The sequence below is a fragment of the Variovorax humicola genome, assembly GCF_037889915.1.
Taxonomy (GTDB): domain Bacteria; phylum Pseudomonadota; class Gammaproteobacteria; order Burkholderiales; family Burkholderiaceae_C; genus Variovorax; species Variovorax humicola.
Genome location: NZ_JBBKZV010000067.1, coordinates 1 through 16,707, shown reverse-complemented (window position 1 = coordinate 16,707; position 16,707 = coordinate 1). Strand labels below are relative to the sequence as shown.

Annotated in this window: 16 protein-coding genes and 1 pseudogene; 7 read left to right on the top strand and 10 right to left on the bottom strand. The window is 65.2% G+C overall.

Features of this window, described 5'->3' with window-relative positions; translation table 11 throughout:
- The 7 genes and pseudogenes from WKW80_RS36385 to WKW80_RS36355 form a co-directional block, all read right to left on the bottom strand.
- Nucleotides 1–195: pseudogene (locus WKW80_RS36385) on the bottom strand (NAD(P)(+) transhydrogenase (Re/Si-specific) subunit alpha); the annotation flags it as partial.
- Nucleotides 196–309: 114 nt separating this feature from the next.
- Entirely contained in the window at nucleotides 310–1,278 is a 969-nt protein-coding gene (locus WKW80_RS36380) for a tripartite tricarboxylate transporter substrate binding protein (protein WP_340368421.1), read from the bottom strand.
- Nucleotides 1,279–1,509: 231 nt separating this feature from the next.
- Entirely contained in the window at nucleotides 1,510–5,073 is a 3,564-nt protein-coding gene (locus WKW80_RS36375; protein ID WP_340368420.1) for an indolepyruvate ferredoxin oxidoreductase family protein, read from the bottom strand.
- Between the two features lie 39 nt (nucleotides 5,074–5,112).
- Nucleotides 5,113–6,144, bottom strand: a complete 1,032-nt coding sequence (locus WKW80_RS36370; RefSeq protein WP_340368419.1) for an Ldh family oxidoreductase — start codon at nucleotides 6,142–6,144, stop codon at nucleotides 5,113–5,115.
- A 22-nt stretch (nucleotides 6,145–6,166) separates the two neighbouring features.
- The gene (locus tag WKW80_RS36365) at nucleotides 6,167–6,859 is read right to left on the bottom strand and encodes a GntR family transcriptional regulator (RefSeq protein ID WP_340368418.1); all 693 of its coding nucleotides are present in this window, start codon (nucleotides 6,857–6,859) and stop codon (nucleotides 6,167–6,169) included.
- Between the two features lie 8 nt (nucleotides 6,860–6,867).
- Nucleotides 6,868–8,022 carry a UxaA family hydrolase gene (locus tag WKW80_RS36360; RefSeq protein WP_340368417.1) on the bottom strand — a complete coding sequence of 385 codons (1,155 nt, stop codon included), beginning with the start codon at nucleotides 8,020–8,022 and terminating at the stop codon, nucleotides 6,868–6,870.
- Nucleotides 8,019–8,324 carry a UxaA family hydrolase gene (locus WKW80_RS36355; protein WP_340368416.1) on the bottom strand — a complete coding sequence of 102 codons (306 nt, stop codon included), beginning with the start codon at nucleotides 8,322–8,324 and terminating at the stop codon, nucleotides 8,019–8,021. The genes WKW80_RS36360 and WKW80_RS36355 overlap by 4 nt, the downstream gene beginning before the upstream one ends.
- Before the next feature lie 156 nt (nucleotides 8,325–8,480).
- Here WKW80_RS36355 and WKW80_RS36350 point away from each other — a divergent pair, with 156 nt between their 5' ends.
- The 6 genes from WKW80_RS36350 to WKW80_RS36325 are packed head-to-tail and all read left to right on the top strand — an operon-like array spanning nucleotide 8,481 to nucleotide 13,393.
- Nucleotides 8,481–8,930 carry a hypothetical protein gene (locus tag WKW80_RS36350; RefSeq protein WP_340368415.1) on the top strand — a complete coding sequence of 150 codons (450 nt, stop codon included), beginning with the start codon at nucleotides 8,481–8,483 and terminating at the stop codon, nucleotides 8,928–8,930.
- 3 nt (nucleotides 8,931–8,933) lie between these two features.
- Nucleotides 8,934–9,296 carry a hypothetical protein gene (locus tag WKW80_RS36345; protein WP_340368414.1) on the top strand — a complete coding sequence of 121 codons (363 nt, stop codon included), beginning with the start codon at nucleotides 8,934–8,936 and terminating at the stop codon, nucleotides 9,294–9,296.
- 29 nt (nucleotides 9,297–9,325) lie between these two features.
- A complete protein-coding gene (locus WKW80_RS36340) occupies nucleotides 9,326–10,297 on the top strand; it encodes a quinone oxidoreductase family protein (protein ID WP_340368413.1) in 972 nt (323 codons plus the stop codon).
- 19 nt (nucleotides 10,298–10,316) lie between these two features.
- Nucleotides 10,317–11,120, top strand: a complete 804-nt coding sequence (locus tag WKW80_RS36335) for a TauD/TfdA dioxygenase family protein (protein WP_340368412.1) — start codon at nucleotides 10,317–10,319, stop codon at nucleotides 11,118–11,120.
- Entirely contained in the window at nucleotides 11,117–12,196 is a 1,080-nt protein-coding gene (locus WKW80_RS36330; protein WP_340368411.1) for a phosphotransferase, read from the top strand. Before WKW80_RS36335 ends, WKW80_RS36330 begins: the two co-directional genes overlap by 4 nt.
- A gap of 18 nt (nucleotides 12,197–12,214) precedes the next feature.
- Entirely contained in the window at nucleotides 12,215–13,393 is a 1,179-nt protein-coding gene (locus WKW80_RS36325) for an acyl-CoA dehydrogenase family protein (RefSeq protein WP_340368410.1), read from the top strand.
- Nucleotides 13,394–13,502: 109 nt separating this feature from the next.
- On the opposite strand, the gene WKW80_RS36320 is transcribed toward WKW80_RS36325, so the two are convergent.
- Nucleotides 13,503–14,408: a LysR family transcriptional regulator gene (locus WKW80_RS36320; RefSeq protein ID WP_340368409.1), complete on the bottom strand. Its 906-nt coding sequence runs from the start codon at nucleotides 14,406–14,408 to the stop codon at nucleotides 13,503–13,505.
- A 214-nt stretch (nucleotides 14,409–14,622) separates the two neighbouring features.
- On the opposite strand from WKW80_RS36320, the gene WKW80_RS36315 reads away from it, so the two are divergent.
- Complete coding sequence (locus WKW80_RS36315) at nucleotides 14,623–15,669, top strand: YeiH family protein (protein WP_340368422.1); 1,047 nt, start codon at nucleotides 14,623–14,625, stop codon at nucleotides 15,667–15,669.
- Nucleotides 15,670–15,769: 100 nt separating this feature from the next.
- Here the strand turns inward: WKW80_RS36315 and WKW80_RS36310 are convergent, their stop codons facing one another.
- Complete coding sequence (locus WKW80_RS36310) at nucleotides 15,770–16,432, bottom strand: hypothetical protein (RefSeq protein ID WP_340368408.1); 663 nt, start codon at nucleotides 16,430–16,432, stop codon at nucleotides 15,770–15,772.
- 61 nt (nucleotides 16,433–16,493) lie between these two features.
- Nucleotides 16,494–16,707 (bottom strand): LuxR C-terminal-related transcriptional regulator (locus tag WKW80_RS36305; RefSeq protein WP_340368407.1); only part of this gene is annotated, 214 nt, incomplete at its 5' end.

Below are 16,707 nucleotides of genomic sequence, written 5' to 3'. Positions count from 1 at the left end.
GCCATAGGCGCCATCGAAGTCGGTGATCTCCGCACCGGCCGCCTGGTAGGCCGCATCGGGCACGCTGGCGGCGATGCCGGCGCCCGATTGAATGCGTACCGTGTGGCCCTGAGCTACAAGTTTCTTCGCCGTCTCGGGCGTGACCGCCACTCGGGTTTCGCCTGGCGCAGTTTCGGCCGGCACACCTATCAACATGTCATCGTTCCTTTGAGGGTTGCCATGGACGAATGCCATGGCCAGCTGTCTGTTTTTCTCATCTGTCGGCCACTTCGCGGCCCATGGCAGATCGCAGGAAATGTCGCCTGCATGTCAACGCTTCTCCTTGACCTTCCCTTGAATGCCGGATGCCTTCACGATCGGGCCCAGGCGGTCCATCTCCGACTGGATGTATGCGTCGAATTCCTGGAGCATGAGAAACCTCGGAGTGATGCCCTGGTCAGCGAACTTTTGCCTGAGGGCTGGATCGTCGAGGACAGACTTCATCGTGCGCGCCAACTGGCTCACGATCTGCGGCGGCACCTTGCTGGGCGCCACGAAGCCGAACCAGGTGGCGAACTGATATCCAGGCAGGCCGGCTTCGGTCGTGGTGGGTACGTCACGAAGCAGGCTGAGTCGCTCGGGCCCGGTGACGGCCAGGGCCTGGAGCTTGCCTTCACGAATTTGCCCGAGCACGAATGCAGCAGGCGTGAAGACCGACTGGATCCGATTGGTGATCAGGTCGGCCGTCACTTCCGACGAAGACCGATAAGGGACATGCGTCATCGCCACCCCGGCCTGGGTCGCGAAGTAGGCGCCGGCCAGATGGGTCTGGCTGCCGATTCCCGATGAGCCGTAGTTGATCTCGTCCGGGCGCTTCTTGGCCAGAGCGATGAACTCGGCGAGGTTGCGCACGCCGAGCGTGGACGGCACTGCGATGACCGCTGGAGCGTCCCCGACGAGCGCGATGCCCGTGAAGTCGCGCACAGTGTCGTAGGGCAACGCATCGTACGCGACCGGATTGATCGCATGCTGGGAATTGATCATCAGGATCGTGTAGCCGTCAGGGGCCGATTTGGCTACTGCCTGCGCTGCGATCATCCCGCCCGCGCCGGGCTTGTTGTCCACCACGACCGGCTGTCCGAGTTTCCTGGCCATGCGGTCTGCGAACTCCCGTGCGATCTGGTCCGTGGTCGTCCCGGGTGTGAGCGGAACCACCAGCTTCAGTGGCCGATTGGGAAAAGAGGCCGCATCCTGGGCCTGGGCCTGGATCTGTGAGGCGCAGAGGGCCAGGCCCAGCATGGTCAGGCGTAGGGCACGAGAAATAAACATGGTTGTCTCCTGGGTTCTTGAATTCGGATCGGGCGCGCTCTTGTCGCGTGTTGGCTTATTGCAATTTCCGGCCAAGCGTCTCGGGTACGACCTCCTTGTGCGGTCGGGTGTTCGTCGCACTGTGGGTCTGGGCCTGATGGCAATCGCACGGCCGTTGTTGCGGCCAGCAAAGGGTTCGAATGGCGTGCTACTTGACTCGGTTCAGGCCGCCACTTTCGATTTCCTGCTCTGCGGCTGCTGGTCGCGCCACTGGGTCATCAAGTGCCCCCACTTGGTGTTCGCAGCGGCAGCGTTGCGCGCCTTGACGTGGCCGTAGCCGCGAATTTCTTCGGGAATCCTGGCAATTTCCAGCGCCAGGTCCAGGTTTTGCGCCGACAGCTTTGGCAGGAGTTCCTCGATGCAGCGCCGGTATTCAAGGATGAGCGTCCGCTCTTTCGTGCGTTCCTCGGTGTAGCCGAAGGGGTCGAAGGCCGTGCCGCGCAGGCCCTTCAGCCGGGCCAGCAAACCAAATGCACTGCGCATCCACGGGCCGTATTCGCCCTTGACCGGTTCGCCGTCGCGGTTCTTCCTGGCGAACATCGGCGGGGCCAGGTGATGCACCAGTCGGACCTTGCCTTCGAACATGGATTCGATCTGCTTGCGGAACGCCGCGCCGGTATGCAGGCGCGCCACCTCGTACTCGTCCTTGTAGGCCATCAGCTTGAACAGCGACCGGGCGACCGACTCGGTGAAGCGCGTGTTGCCGACAACTGACTCGCTCTTGCGCACACCGGCGATGAAGGTCTCATACCGGTCGGCGTAGGCGCGGTTCTGGTATCCGGTGAGGAATTCCATGTGCTTCCCGATGAGGTCGCCGACGGACGGCTTGCGTGTGAACTGGATGACCTGGGCGTTGGTCGCTCGCACGGGCACCTTCGACATGTCATGCGCGCACAGGCGCCCCCATTCGAAGGCGGCCTTGTTGCTCTCCACCTGCACGCCGTTGAGTTCGATGGCGCGCATCAGCGCCGCGTGCGACAGCGGCACCTTGCCCTTTTGCCAGGCATAGCCGAGCAGCAACAGATTCGCGTAGATCGACTGCCCCAGCAGTTGCGTTGCCACCTGTTCGGCATCGAGGCTGGCCAGTTCGCCCTCACCGACAGCCTGGGCGATCCTTGCGACAGCCTGGTCGGACTGCGCGTCCCAATCCGGGTTCTTGACAAAGGCCGCGGTTGGCGTGAGGTGCGAATTCAGCACGACGTAGGTACGTTCGCGCGACATCGTGGCCAGCGTGGTCTTGCTGGCGGCAACCACCGTGTCGCAGGCGATCACCAGGTCCGCCATGGCGAGGTCGACGCGGCTGGCATGCAGCGCATCGGGGCTCGCTGCAATCTGGATGTGGCTCCAGGTCGCGCCGCCCATCTGCGCCATGCCCGTGGCATCCTGCGTGATGACGCCCTTCCCTTCCAGGTGGGCGGCCATGCCGAGCACGCCGCCGATGGTCACGATGCCCGTGCCACCGATGCCCGCCACCACGATGCGCCGGGGCGTGGCGTCGTCCGGCAGGTCGGGCATGGGGATGGCGTCCGGGACAGAAGCCTTTCCCTTGCCGCCGACGAGCGGCTTCTTCAACTGGCCGCCTTCGACCGTCACGAAGCTCGGGCAAAAGCCCTTGACGCAGGAGAAGTCCTTGTTGCAGGTGTCCTGGTTGACCTTGCGCTTGCGACCGAAATCGGTCTCCACCGGCTGCACCGCCAGGCAGTTGCTCTGCACGGAGCAGTCGCCGCAGCCTTCGCACACGAGCTCGTTGATCACCGCGCGCTTGGCCGGATCGACCATGGTGCCGCGCTTGCGCTCGCGGCGCTTCTTGGTGGCGCATGCCTGGTCATAGATGATCACGGTGACGCCCTCGGCCTCGCGCAGCTCGCGCTGCACCGTGTCGAGTTCGTCGCGATGCCGAATGGTCACGCCCGGGGCCAGGTTGGTGACGCCCTCGTACTTGGCGGGCTCATCGGTCACCACCACGATCTGGCGGGCGCCCTCGGATGCCAATTCACGCGACATGGCCGGCACGTCGAGCTGGCCGCCGTCCACCGGTTGGCCGCCGGTCATGGCGACGGCGCTGTTGAAGAGGATCTTGTAGGTCAGGTTGACGCCGGCGTTGATCGACTGGCGCACTGCGAGCAGGCCCGAGTGGTTGTAGGTGCCGTCGCCCAGGTTCGCGAACATGTGCCTGCGCTTGCTGAATGGCGACTGGCCCATCCAGGGCACGCCCTCTCCGCCCATTTGCGTCCAGGAGGTGGTCGAGCGGTCCATCCACGTCACCATGCCGTGACAGCCGATGCCGGCCATGGCGATCGAGCCTTCGGGCACGCGCGTGCTGGTGTTGTGCGGGCAACCCGGACAGAACCATGGCAGGCGGTCGGTACCGCGGCTGTCGCCCTGCGCGGTCGACCGCTGCTTTGCCTCGATCTCTCCCAGGCGCAGGTCCATGCGCGCTGCCACGTCGGGCGGCACGCCAAGGAGCTTGAGACGGTGGGCGATGGCCTTTGCGACGAGCGCGGGCGACAGGTCGGCCTTGGCGCGCAGCAGCCAGCTATCGGCAGGCCTGCCGTGGCTCCATTCGCCACCGGCACCTTCCGTGTGGTCGTATTTGCCGAATACGGCGGGGCGATTCAGCGGTGCGCAGTGGTACAGCTCGTCCTTGAGTTGCTGCTCGATGATCGGGCGTTTCTCTTCGACCACCAGGACTTCGCGCAAGCCGTGGGCAAACTCGCGCACGCCGGCCGGCTCCAGTGGCCACACCACATTGACCTTGTGCACACGGATGCCGAGCGCGCGGCAGAGCGTGTCATCCAGCCCGAGGTCGAGCAGCGCCTGACGGGTGTCGCTATAGGCCTTGCCGCTGGCGATGATGCCCAGGCGGTCGTTCTGGCTCGACACCACGTTGTGGTTCAGGCGGTTCGCCCGCACGTAGGCCAGCGCCGCCGGCCACTTGAATTCCATCATGCGCGCCTCGGCCCCCAGCGGGTCGTCGGGCCAGCGGATATGAAGGCCGCCCGACGGCACGACGAAGTCTTCCGGCAGGACGATGCGGACGCGGTCTGCGTCGGTCAGCACCGATGCGCCCGATTCCACCACTTCCTGCACCGTCTTCATGCCGGCCCACAGCCCGCTGAAGCGGCTCATGGCGAAGGCATGCACGCCGAGATCCAGGATGTCCTGCACGTTGGAGGGAAAGAACACCGGCAGTCCGCAGGCCATGAACGTGTGGTCACTCTGGTGCGCCAGCGTGCTGCTCTTGGACACGTGGTCGTCGCCGGCCAATGCGATCACACCGCCGAGGGGCGCAGTGCCGGCGAGGTTGGCGTGCTTGAGCGCATCGCCGCTGCGATCCACGCCGGGTCCCTTGCCGTACCAGATGCCGAAAACGCCGTCGTACTTCTTGCTGGCCGCATCGAACTCCAGTTGCTGCGACCCCCATACGGCGGTCACGCCGAGTTCCTCGTTGACGCCGGGCTTGAAGACCACATGGTTGTCGGCAAGATGCTTCTTCGCCTGCCACAGTGCCTGGTCATAGGTGCCGAGCGGCGATCCGCGGTAGCCGGAAATGAACGCGGCGGTGTTGTGGCCGGCGTTCGCATCGCGCATCCGTTGCATCATCGGCAGCCTCACCAACGCCTGCACGCCGCTCATGAACGCGCGACCGGTGGTGAGAGCGTAGCGATCGTCGAGAGTCGCTTTCTCAAGCGCTTCGAGATGCAATTTGGATACCGGTGCGTTCATTGGGAAGTCTCGCTGTCATGTCTTGTGTGAAGGGGTGGGTCAGGCGAAAAAAGCCAGTTGCCGACGTGTTCCGAGCGCGCTCAACTCGCGCGTCAGGCTCTCGGGCAGCGCGATGCCCTCGCGTTGTGCCCGCTGCTCCTGTTCGGCGCCGCGCTGGCCGGGCAGCCGCGCGTGCTCGCCGCCGCAATCGCGGTAGTGGTCGATCCACTGGTGCATGTAGTCGGCCAGCATGGGCTGAGGCGCAAAGGCCTGCGGCTTGACCATCCAGATGAACGCGCTTTGCCGGCCCATGGCGCCGGAAGCCGGCACGTGCTGCCACTCCGGCGCAAACGATTCGGCGGTGGCGGCCAGTGCGCCGGCCAGGCACTCGACCATCATCGCGATGCCGATGCCCTTGTGCCCCCCCATGGGCAGCAGCGATCCGGCCAACGCCGCCTTGGGGTCCGTGGTGGGGCGCCCATCTGGATCGAGAGCCCACCCCGTGGGTATGTCGCGCCCTTCGCGGGCGGCCAGGAGCACGTGTCCGCGCGCGGCCACGCTGCAGGCGATGTCGAAGACGATCGGCGGCTCGCCCGCTGCGGGACAGCCGAACGCGATCGGGTTGTGCCCGATCGCCGCACCGGCGAAGCCTTCCATGGCGAGCAGCGGCGGCGTGCGTTGTCCGACCAGGCACATCGCACCGGCTTCGGCCGCCTGCAGGGCGTAGACACCCAGCGCGCCCATGTGACCACAGGACTGGATGGCCACCAGTACGCTGGCGGTCTGCTCGAGCGCCTGCAAGCCAAGGCGCACGGCCTCGGCGCCGGCGATCTGCCCCATCGCGCCGTCGGCATCGAGCACGACGCCACCGGGGAACTCGCGCTGGCGCAACCGCGCGTGCGGGTTGAAGTCCTTGGCCAGCAAGCGCTCGACATAGGACGGCAGGCGCGTCATGCCGTGGGTCGCGTAGCCGCGCAGCTCGCTGCGCACCATCAGTTGGGCCGCCTGCAACGCGTCCTCCGGGGGAACCTGGCAGGACTCGAGGATTTGGGCGGTCCAGTGCGTCAGGGACTCGATGGAATGGTTCGTCATGGAAAGCGATCGACGTGAGGACCTATCGGACAATCACCAGCCGCTCGGAGAAGGGTCCCCCGCAGACGCTCTGGTAGTACAGCGGCTTGTCGCTGAGCGTGTAGCCGCGCAGCTCCATCAGGAAGCTCGGCTTTTCCGGGTCCAGATCGAGCGAGCGGACCGCAGCGGCGGTGGGCGGCGCAAAGCGGATCCATTGATCCACCCGCAATGTGGGCAGGGCCAGGCGTTGCAGCAGCAGTTCGCGCAGATTGGTTTCCAGGTCCTGGCGCTCCACGCCGCCGAGCCTTTCGAAATCTTCCTCGCGCAACCAGAATTCGCTGCTGAGCTCGAACTTGCCCCCGACGTTGATCGTGCGATCGACGCGCACGAACGCTTCGCCCTCGAGGAAGTCCGACCAGGGCCCCTTGCGTTTCATGCGCTTGACGCCATTGGCGTGGACGTAGGACGTCAGCGGATGGCCTTGCTCGTCGAGAAAGCGCAGGTGCCGAACGTCGGCCGGAGCCACCTTGTTCCCCGAGATGAAGGTCCCGCGCCCATGTTCGCGCCGGATGAGGCCCGCGTGAGCCAGCCGCGCCAGCGCCTTCTGCATGGTGCCGACGCTCACCTGATGCTGGGCAGCAAATTCTTCCTCGGACGGCAGGCGATCACCCTCGCGCAGTGCGCCCGATTCGATGGCTTCGATGATGGCGTCGGAGACGCGTTCAAGCTTGGTCATGGCCGCACTCACAGGCTGCGTTCGAACCGGCTGACGGCCGTTTCGCGAATGTTCAGGATCTCGCTCGTGATGCGGGTGCCCGATCCGACCTCGGCCACGTAGTCGTAGAGCCGGTCGCCCAGATCCGCGATCTTGGCGGAGGACTCGAAGATTGCGCTGACATCGAAATCGATGTTGTCGCGCATCGAATTCACCGTATTGACGTTGCCGCAGATCTTGATGGTCGGCGCCACCATGTTGCCGATGGGATTGCCGACGCCGGTGCCGAAGCAGATGAGCTGGCAGCCGCTGACAGCGAAGCCCGTAAGGTTCTCCACCGCGCCCGAAGGTGCATCCATGAAGTGCAACCCCTTGCGCGCCGGCACCTGGCCGTAGCTCAGCACGCCTACGAGCGGGCTCTTTCCGGCCTTGGCCAATGCGCCGAGCGCCTTTTCCTCGACGGTGGTGAGGCCGCCCTTCTTGTTGTCGGGCGCGGGCTGCGAGTCGCGCATGTTGACGCCGCGCTCGACGGCCATGGTTTCCATGCCCTGCACCGCATCCAGGAAGGCCTTCCTGACGGTGGCGTCCACCGCGCGGGCCGCGAACAGATGCTCCGCGCCGATGAACTCGGAGGTCTCCGAGATGATGACCGTCCCGCCGGCATCGATCAGGCGGTCGGCCACGCGCCCGATCGTCGGGTTGCAGCTCAGGCCGGACGTGGTGTCGGAGCCGCCGCACTCGACGCCCATGACGAGATCCGACATCGGACACGGCTCGCGCCTCAATTGGGAAGCCTGCAGCACCATGCGCGCGGCCCGGCGCGTTCCTTGCGCGACGCACTCGATCGTCCCGTTCGGCTGCAGGTGCACGACTTCCACGGGCTTGCCAGTGGGACGGATTCGACGCGCCACTTCTTCGGTGGACGACTCTTCGAGTCCCACCAGGAGGACGCCTGCGATGTTGGGATTGCGGCCCAGTCCCGCCAGCGAATCGAGAGCGAACTCGAGATCGGCGCCGAACTGGCCGCGCACGAACAGCGTGGTGACTGGAAGGGTTCCGCCCACGGCTTGCGAGATTGCGCGCGTCGCCGGATTGCAGTTGTCCATCACCGAGATGACGGCGATCCAGTTGCGCACGCCTGCGGGGCCGTGTTCGCGCCGAAAGCCGAGAAATGTCTTGGTCATGGTTGAAGTTCCTGGCGTTCTTCCAGATCGCCGCGAGCGCGTGCCGAATCGAAGTTGTGTACGTGGGCGTGCTCTCCGAGGGCAATGGCCCGCGTGGCGCGTCCGATGACTTGCCCGTACTTGAGCACGTTGGCGCCCAAGGGGATTGGGGATATGCAGATCTTGTGGCCGAACGCGACGTCTTGCCGCGCAACGACCTGACCGGAAACCTCACCTTGCAGGGTGCACGTCTCGCCTTCGCGGGCGGGATCAATCAAGGTGGCGACGTTATCTGAAGGGTGAAGGGTGATGCTTCTTGGCATGTTGACTCCTATAGAGGACGTCCCAACTATAAGCGCCACGTATTCGCTATACAAGAGGGAACTCGACGGAACGCCTAGGTACTTGTCCTATATAGGACTTGTTGACACGACCGAATCTGCCAACTACAGTTGCCCCCATCGTCCGAAAGCAATTCCATGAAGATCTCAGGTCATCTGAACAAGATAGAGAAGCTGAACCAGCTGCGAGCAAGGCTCGACCCGCTGGATGATTTCGAGCTGTGGTTCTGGGCAACCATGATGTCGGGCACCCATGCGGTGAACGCTGCACTCCATCAATCTGGAGTGACTCAGCCCGTGGAGGCCTATGCGATGCAGCCGGGTGTCTATCTGGTGCCGCAACCCGATGGTCGCGCGGTGCCGCAGTTCGGCGCGCTGGGCGATGTGCTGCACGTCGGGCGTCCGGTGATCGAGGCGCCGGTGCCGGAGGACGTTGCACACATGATGCATGCGATGGAGCGCATCGAAGAGCACCGCGATCCGTGTGTGCGCGAGGGCTGCAAGCCAACACGGGAGATCGTCGACGCATGCGATCGGGCCTACGGCGAATGCCTGGCCATCCTGAACCACCGCTGCCCTCTGGAGTAAGCCATGAAGCCCCACGAACATGAAGCAGCGGCGCTGCGCATCGAGAACTCCTTGCGCAAGTGCGGCCCGGACGACTACGAAATCGTCATTGAAGGCGCGATGCTCGCCGGCTCCCACCGGCTCAACGCCCATCTGCATCGGCTCGGCGCAACCCAGGCCGCGCAGGACGTCATGCACACCTACCTTCTCGTCGTGAACGAGTTGCGTCGGCTGAGCGTGGCCGACCCGCAAGCGGTCGCCGCCCTCAGCGCCATCGAAGACCTGCGCCCCGCCTATGTGCGAGGCGCACTGGCGGGCGGCAAGGATGCCGGGCAACGTGCCCTTTCGCTGCTCGAACAGATACGCGCCAGCGCACGCTCCTCGTGACGCCGGCCTACCAACTTACGGAGAAATACATGAAGGCAGTCAGAGTCATTCCCCATCCCGATGGCGGGCGCATTGAAATACAGGACATCGCCAGGCCCAAGGTCGGGCCCGGCCAGGTGCTTGTGCGCGTGCGCGCGTCCGGGCTCAACCGCGGCGAAATCACGCAAGCCGCGGAAAAGCGCAGCGGCGACCCGTTGACGGTCGGCGTGGAGTTCGCCGGCGAAGTCGCGGAGGTCGGCAGCGCGGTCACTGGCTGGCGCGAGGGCGACCGTGTCATGGGACACGGTCGCGAGAGTCAGGCGCAGTACGTTCTCGCAGATCCGCTGGCCATCATGGCGGTGCCTTCGACTGTTTCATGGAGCGAGGCCGCGACCTTTCCCAACGCATTCGTCACCGCGCACGATGCAGTGATCACCAACGGGCAGTTGCGTCCGGGCGAGTCGATCCTTGTCAACGGAGCGTCGGGCGGCGTGGCCTGGGCGGCGTTGCAGATCGCATCGCTTTGGCAAGCGAATCCAGTGATGGCGATGTCCCGCTCGGCAGAAAAACTCGCACGGCTCGCGGAATTCGGAGTCGACGTGGGCATCGACTCATCGCGTGAGTCGCAAGTCGAGAAGGTAATGTCCGCGACCGGGAAGCGCGGGGTCGACGTCGTGATCGATCTGGTCGGCGCGCCGGTGTTCGAGGCCAACATGCAAAGCATGGCGGTGGGCGGACGCTACGTGAACATTGCCCGGCTGGGCGGACGCACCGCACAGATCGACCTGGAGCAACTCTGGCTCAAGCGCCTGAAGCTGATCGGCGTCACGTTCCGCACGCGGTCCGAGCAGGAGCGGCTCCAGTGCATTCAGGCCTGCGCGCGCGACATGCTGCCGTTCCTGAAAGATGACCGCATCCGCTGGGCCATCGACCGCAGCTTTGCGCTGGACGACATCCACACGGCACACGCCTACATGATGCAAGCCCAGCACTTCGGAAAGATCGTCCTGACCATCGATTGAACACAAATTAGGAGACAAGATGACCAAACTCAAAGTAACACCGCTGACCGGCTCCATCGGTGCCAGCGTCGAAGGCGTCGACCTGAACAGCCCCATCGACGACGAGACGTTCGCCGCGCTGCACGACGCCTTCCTGAAGCATTGCGTGCTGGTCTACCGCGGCCAGCAGTTGAAGCCTGCAGCCCAGGTCGAGTTCGGCCGGCGCTGGGGCACTCCATTGAATACCAACCCACTGCTCAAGCACCTCGAGGGCCACCCCGAAATAGTGCAGGTCACCAAGATCCCCAAGGCGACCGCATCGACCGAGGCGTGGCACTACGACTCGTGCTACACGCCGGTCCCGCCGAAGATCTCGATCCTGTCGGCCGTGACGGTGCCCAATGGCGGCGACACCATGTGGTGCAACCAGTACCAGGCCTATGACCGGCTGTCGCCCACGATGAAGCGCATGCTCGAAGGCCTGCGCGTGAAGTTCGTCGGATTGCGACTGGGCCGCATGATGGGCGCCGACGCGGCCAGCCTGCCGACCGCCGTGCATCCCCTGGTGCGCACCCATCCGGAATCCGGTCGCAAGGCGCTCTACGTGGGTCACCGCGAGACCGCGCAACTCATCGAGGGCATGACCGACGAGGAAAGCCGTCCCCTGCTCGACTTCCTGTACGAACACTCGACGAACCCGGACAACGTCTATCGCCACATGTGGCAACAAGGCGATGTCGTGATGTGGGACAACCGCTGCACCATGCACTACGCCATCCACGACTACGGCGAAGCCGAACGGGTGCTCAACCGCATCACCATGGAAGGCGAAGTGCCGCAATGAAGCGCGACGATTGCGCGCTCGCGCAGGACGTCGAGCCGGTGCGCGAAGCTTTTCGCTTCGACGAGCGGCGGCTGGCGCAATGGCTGCGTGCGAATGTAGATGAGCAAGCCGGAACGCCGCAGGTCAGTCAGTTCAGGGGCGGGCAATCGAACCCCACCTACCGCGTCGACACGGCCCGCGGCAGCTACGTGCTCAGGCGCAAGCCGCCAGGCGACTTGCTCAAGGGCGCCCATGCGGTCGACCGCGAGCATCGCGTACTGGCAGCCTTGCACAAAGCGGCGTTCCCGGTGCCACGGGTACACGCCCTGTGCCTGGATCGAGACGTCATCGGTACCGAGTTCTACGTGATGGACCGCGTCGAAGGGCGCGTGTTCTGGAACCCGCGCCTGCCCGAGGTGGCCGCCCCCCAGCGCGCGGCCTACTGCGACGCCATGAACGAAACGATCGCCCGCTTGCATGGCATCGACCCGGCAGCGATCGGCCTGGCCGACTACGGCCGAACGGGTGGGTATTTCGAGCGGCAGATCGCGCGCTGGTCCGGCCAGTATCGGGACGACGCGCTTGCAGGCCGCGACCCGAACATGGACCGGTTGGCTGAATGGCTGCCGCAACACGTTCCCGCGGGCGACGAGACCGCGATCTCGCACGGCGACTTCCGCTGCGACAACATGATCTTCCACCCGACCGAGCCGCGCGTCCTGGCGGTGCTGGATTGGGAGCTCTCGACGCTGGGGCATCCGCTGGCCGATTTCAGCTATCACGCGATGATGTACCGGCTGCCGCCGTCGATCATGCACGGCCTGCTGGGCGAGGACCTTGCGTTGCTCGGCCTGACATCGGAAGCCGACTACGTTGCGGCCTACGCAAGGCGCACCGGGCGTGACGGCATTCCCAACTACGCCTTCTACATCGCGTTTAACATGTTTCGCCTCGCGGCCATCCTGCATGGCATCAAGGGGCGCCTGCTGCGCGGGACCGCATCGTCGGCCCGGGCCGTCGACATGGCTAAGAACGTCGAGCCGCTCGCACAGCTGGCGTGGCAACAGGCCGAGCTCGCGATGCGCGAAGCCGGCTGACTCTCAACACGACACATCATGTCTCCACACCTGCCTTCCGCGGCCGCCGCGGAGTTGCCGGAGCGCGTCCTGCGTTTCGTGCGCGAAACCGTCATTCCCTACGAGAAAGACCCGCGCAATCATGGTCACGGGCCCTCCGAGGACCTCGTTCATGAGCTGCGTTCGCATGCACGCGAGGCCGGCTTGATGGCGCCGCAGCTGCCTGCGGAATTCGGCGGCCACGGGCTCACGCACCTGCAGACCGCGGCGGTCTTCCGCGCCGCGGGCTATTCGCCGCTTGGGCCGGTCGCGCTCAACATCATGGCCCCTGACGAAGGCAACATGCATTTGCTGGAGCGAGTCGCCACGGCGGCACAGAAGCAGCGCTTCCTGCGCCCGCTGGCGTCCGGTGACATGCGCTCGGCCTTCCTGATGACCGAGCCTGACGACGGCGCCGGCTCCGACCCGTCGATGCTCAGGACCGAGGCCGTTCGCGACGGCAGCGACTGGCTGATCAGCGGCAGAAAGTGGTTGATCACTGGCGCTGTCGGCGCCGGCTTCGGCATCGTCATGGCCCGCACCGAGGAGCGCGCGACGATGTTCCTCGTCGACATGGACAGCCCTGGCATCACGATCGAGCGCATCCTGGACACCATCGACAACTCGATGCCCGGGGGGCATGCCGTCATCGCGCTCGACCGCGTGCGCGTTCCGGCGGACCAGATCCTCGGCGAGGAAGGCCGGGGTTTCGACTATGCGCAGGTGCGCCTCGCACCGGCACGGCTGACGCACTGCATGCGGTGGTGGGGCACGGCGCGCCGGGCGCATGACATCGCCACCGACTATGCCTGCCGGCGCCAGGCTTTCGGCAAACCGCTGATCGATCACGAAGGCGTCGGGTTCATGCTGGCAGACAACGAGATCGAGCTGAAGCAGGCCGAGCTGATGATCGACTGGTGCGCCGCGGTGCTCGACACCGGCGCCAAGGGCACGCACGAATCCAGCATGGCCAAGGTCGCCGTGTCGGAGGCGCTGTACCGGATCGTGGACCGCTGCGTGCAGGTGCTCGGCGGCCTGGGCGTCACCCGCGACACGGTCGTCGAACAGGCATTCCGCGAGATCCGCGCCTTCCGTATCTACGACGGCCCGTCCGAGGTGCATCGCTGGTCGTTGGCCAAGAGCATCAAGCGCCGCATGAAGGAGCACCGCGCATCTTGAAGGCGGACCTGACGGGCGTCACCGCGCTCGTCACCGGAGCATCGCGCGGACTCGGTGCCCACTTTGCACGTCTGCTGGCGCGTTCGGGGGCGACAGTCCCGGGGTGCCTTCAGGACCCAACGCAGTGCGTGACGAATCGCTGCAGGTTGGCCGAGAACCGCTTCCGGCGATGATGGATCAGGTAGAGGCGACGCGTCAGTCGCGGCAGCGTGGTTTCCAGCACCACCAGCCTGCCCAGCGTCAAAAGGTCCTGCACTGCGCATAGCGAGAGGCAGGCAAGGCCCAATCCCTCTGCCGCGGCCTGCTTGATCGCCTCGGTGCTGCCGGGCAGCATCTCGCCGTCAAGGTGATGCAGGTGCGAAAGCAATGCTTGCTCCACCGCTTCGCGCGTGCCGGAACCGGGCTCGCGCAGCAGCCATCGCGTTTGCCGCAGGGCCTTGAGCGGCACCCGTTGAGTCGCGTCTTGCACCAGCGGGTGCGTCGGCGCGCACACGATCACCAGCTCGTCTTCCCGCCATGGCACCACGCGAACTTCCGCTTCGCGGCAGGGGCCTTCGATCAGACCCATGTCGACTTCCAGCCGCGCCACCGAGCCCGCGACTTCGCGGGTGTTGCCGATCTGCACATCGACGCCTGCGGCAGGCCATGCAACCAGATAGCTGGCCACCAGCGGCGGCAAGAGATAGTTGCCGATGGTGGTGCTGGCACCGATGCGCAACCGGGTTGCCATCGCGTCTTGGCCAGCGGCCGCATCGCCAAGTCCAAACTGGGCTTCGATGTCCTGCGCGCTGTCCAGCAGCGCCCTCGCCTGCGGCAGCAACGATCGGCCGTTGTCGTTGAGAAGCAGACGCTTGCCGACACGATCGAACAGTTGCGCGCCGAGCAGGTTTTCCAGCTCATTCAGCGCCCCGCTGGTAGCGGACTGAGACAACGCCAGGCGCAGCCCTGCAGCAGTCGTGCTGCCGGCGTCGGCAACCGCCGTGAAGATGAGGAGTTGACGCAGTGTCAGTCGCATGATGTTGATCTCTATACCTGCTCGATCGCTTATTTATAGCTGAACTATCCGTTTGTCAGATAGGACGCATGGCCTCAAAGTTCACCTCTACCCATCGAAATCAACGACTTGCAGCCCCATGTCCTCCGTCACCGACCTCACGCTCCCGTCCCAAGCGGCCGCCGCACACGCCGTCCTGCATCAGCGCCCCGCGGCCTGGGCCCGCTGGCGTGGGATGGTGCCAGGCCTCGCATTGACGGGTGCGATCGCTTTCGCATCGATCCATCTCGCGCAACTCGGCTGGCTGCAATCCAACGGCATCAGCGCGCTGACCCTGGCCATCGTGCTGGGCATGGTGGTCGGCAACACGGTCTATTCGCGGATCAGTTCGGTTGCCGACGCCGGTGTGACGTTGTCCAAGGCGAAGCTGCTGCGCCTGGGCATCGTCCTCTACGGCTTGCGCCTCACCTTCCAGGACATCGGCAACGTGGGTTGGACCGGCGTGGCGATCGACGCGGCGGTGATCTGCAGCACCTTCGGGCTGGCCTGCCTTCTGGGCACACGGGTCTTCGGCCTCGATCGCAAGACGGCAATGCTGATCGGCACTGGCAGCTCGATCTGCGGCGCGGCCGCGGTGATGGCGGCCGAACCCGTGGTACGCGCACGCGCCGAGCAGGTCATGGTGGCCGTCGCCACCGTGGTGGTCTTCGGCACGCTGGCCATGTTTCTCTACCCGTTCCTGTACCACCTGAATGCGCAGTACCACTTGATCTCGATGTCGCCGAATGCTTTCGGTGTGTTCGCGGGTTCGACCATCCACGAGGTGGCCCAGGTGGTGGCCGCCGGGCGCGCGGTCGGCGAGCAGGCCGCCAACACGGCAGTGATCGCGAAGATGGTGCGCGTCATGATGCTGGCGCCGTTCCTGATCATCCTGTCGGCGTGGTTGTCGCGCTCGCCGCAGCATGACGATGCGTCGGACCGCACTGGCGGCGATGCCGGGAAGCGCGGCGGCGGCATCGTCATTCCCTGGTTTGCATTCGGCTTCGTTGCCGTGGCGGGATTGAATTCGCTCAACTTGCTGCCGCCTGCCGTCGTCAGCCAGGTCATCGACCTCGATGGCGTACTGCTCGCAATGGCGATGGCGGGCCTGGGTCTCTCCACTCACGTTTCGGCAGTGCGCAAGGCTGGCATCAAGCCGCTGGCATTGGCCGCCGTGCTGTTCGCCTGGTTGATCTTCGGAGGGCTCGCCATCAACGCTGGTGTGACGGCTGTGCTGGGCTGACCGGCAGTTGCGGCCATCTTGCGCAAAGGTCTTGGTCGGGTTCTGTCTCAATAGCGCTGGCACCCTGAACGTTCGAATGATGACAGGGGAAAGACCGCGCTCATCCCCCGAGCACCTTGATCGCACCCACGAGCAGCGTGCCCAGCCCTGCCATCAAGATGCCGACCTTCCAGCTGCCATAGCCCGCATAGCGCCCAAGCCCCAGTCCGCCGAGGAACAGCATGGCCAGTGCGATGGCGCGCGATACGTTCTTTGCCGTCCCCACGTCCTGCATCAGCGCGAAAGGCAGCACCACGGGAAAGGTAGCCACCACCACGAAGACGAACACCGATGCTGCCGCGCGAAAGTCATCCCCATGCAGCGTGGGCCGCGGCGGCACCGAGGGCAGTGCGAGGATCCGGCCACGGATGGCCTCGACCTCCGCCGGCGACACCACGACGGCGACGGCGGGCGACAACGAGCGTTCGAGTGCCGCACGTCCTGCCTGCGCGTCCGGGGCGGTCCTCACGGAGCGATAGACCGCAAGCAAGCGGCCACGGTCCGCGACGGTGCGAACAAGGTACATGACCGCGTCGACGAGGCCCCACGCAAGATTGCAGCCCAGGGCGGCAATGAACATCGCGCGGATTTCCGTGCGCCCGGCATCGGCCACCGAAACAGCGCCCACGAAACTGAGCGCCATGAGCAGGCCGAAGAGCAGCTCCGAGATTCGATCTACGGGACTGAGCACCGGCTCGCGAGTTGCTTCGGCGGCGTTGGTCATGTGGTTTGAGTTTCCATTCTTGTCTCTCTGAAGTGCGATGCGCAAGGCGTCCTGATCCGCGTCAGGGCGGAGTTCGCTTCGCCGAACCACTGCCATCATCGGCCACTTCCGGCGTCGATTCGTTCGAATGAAGCCCGGCAGCGTCCCAGTTCTGCACGAGCTCGGCGACCGAACGCACGCCGATCTTCTCCATGACCCGGCCGCGATGCTGCTTGACGGTCTGTTCCGCGATCAGCAGGTCGGCTGCGATCTGCTTGTTCAGGCGCCCCCTGATC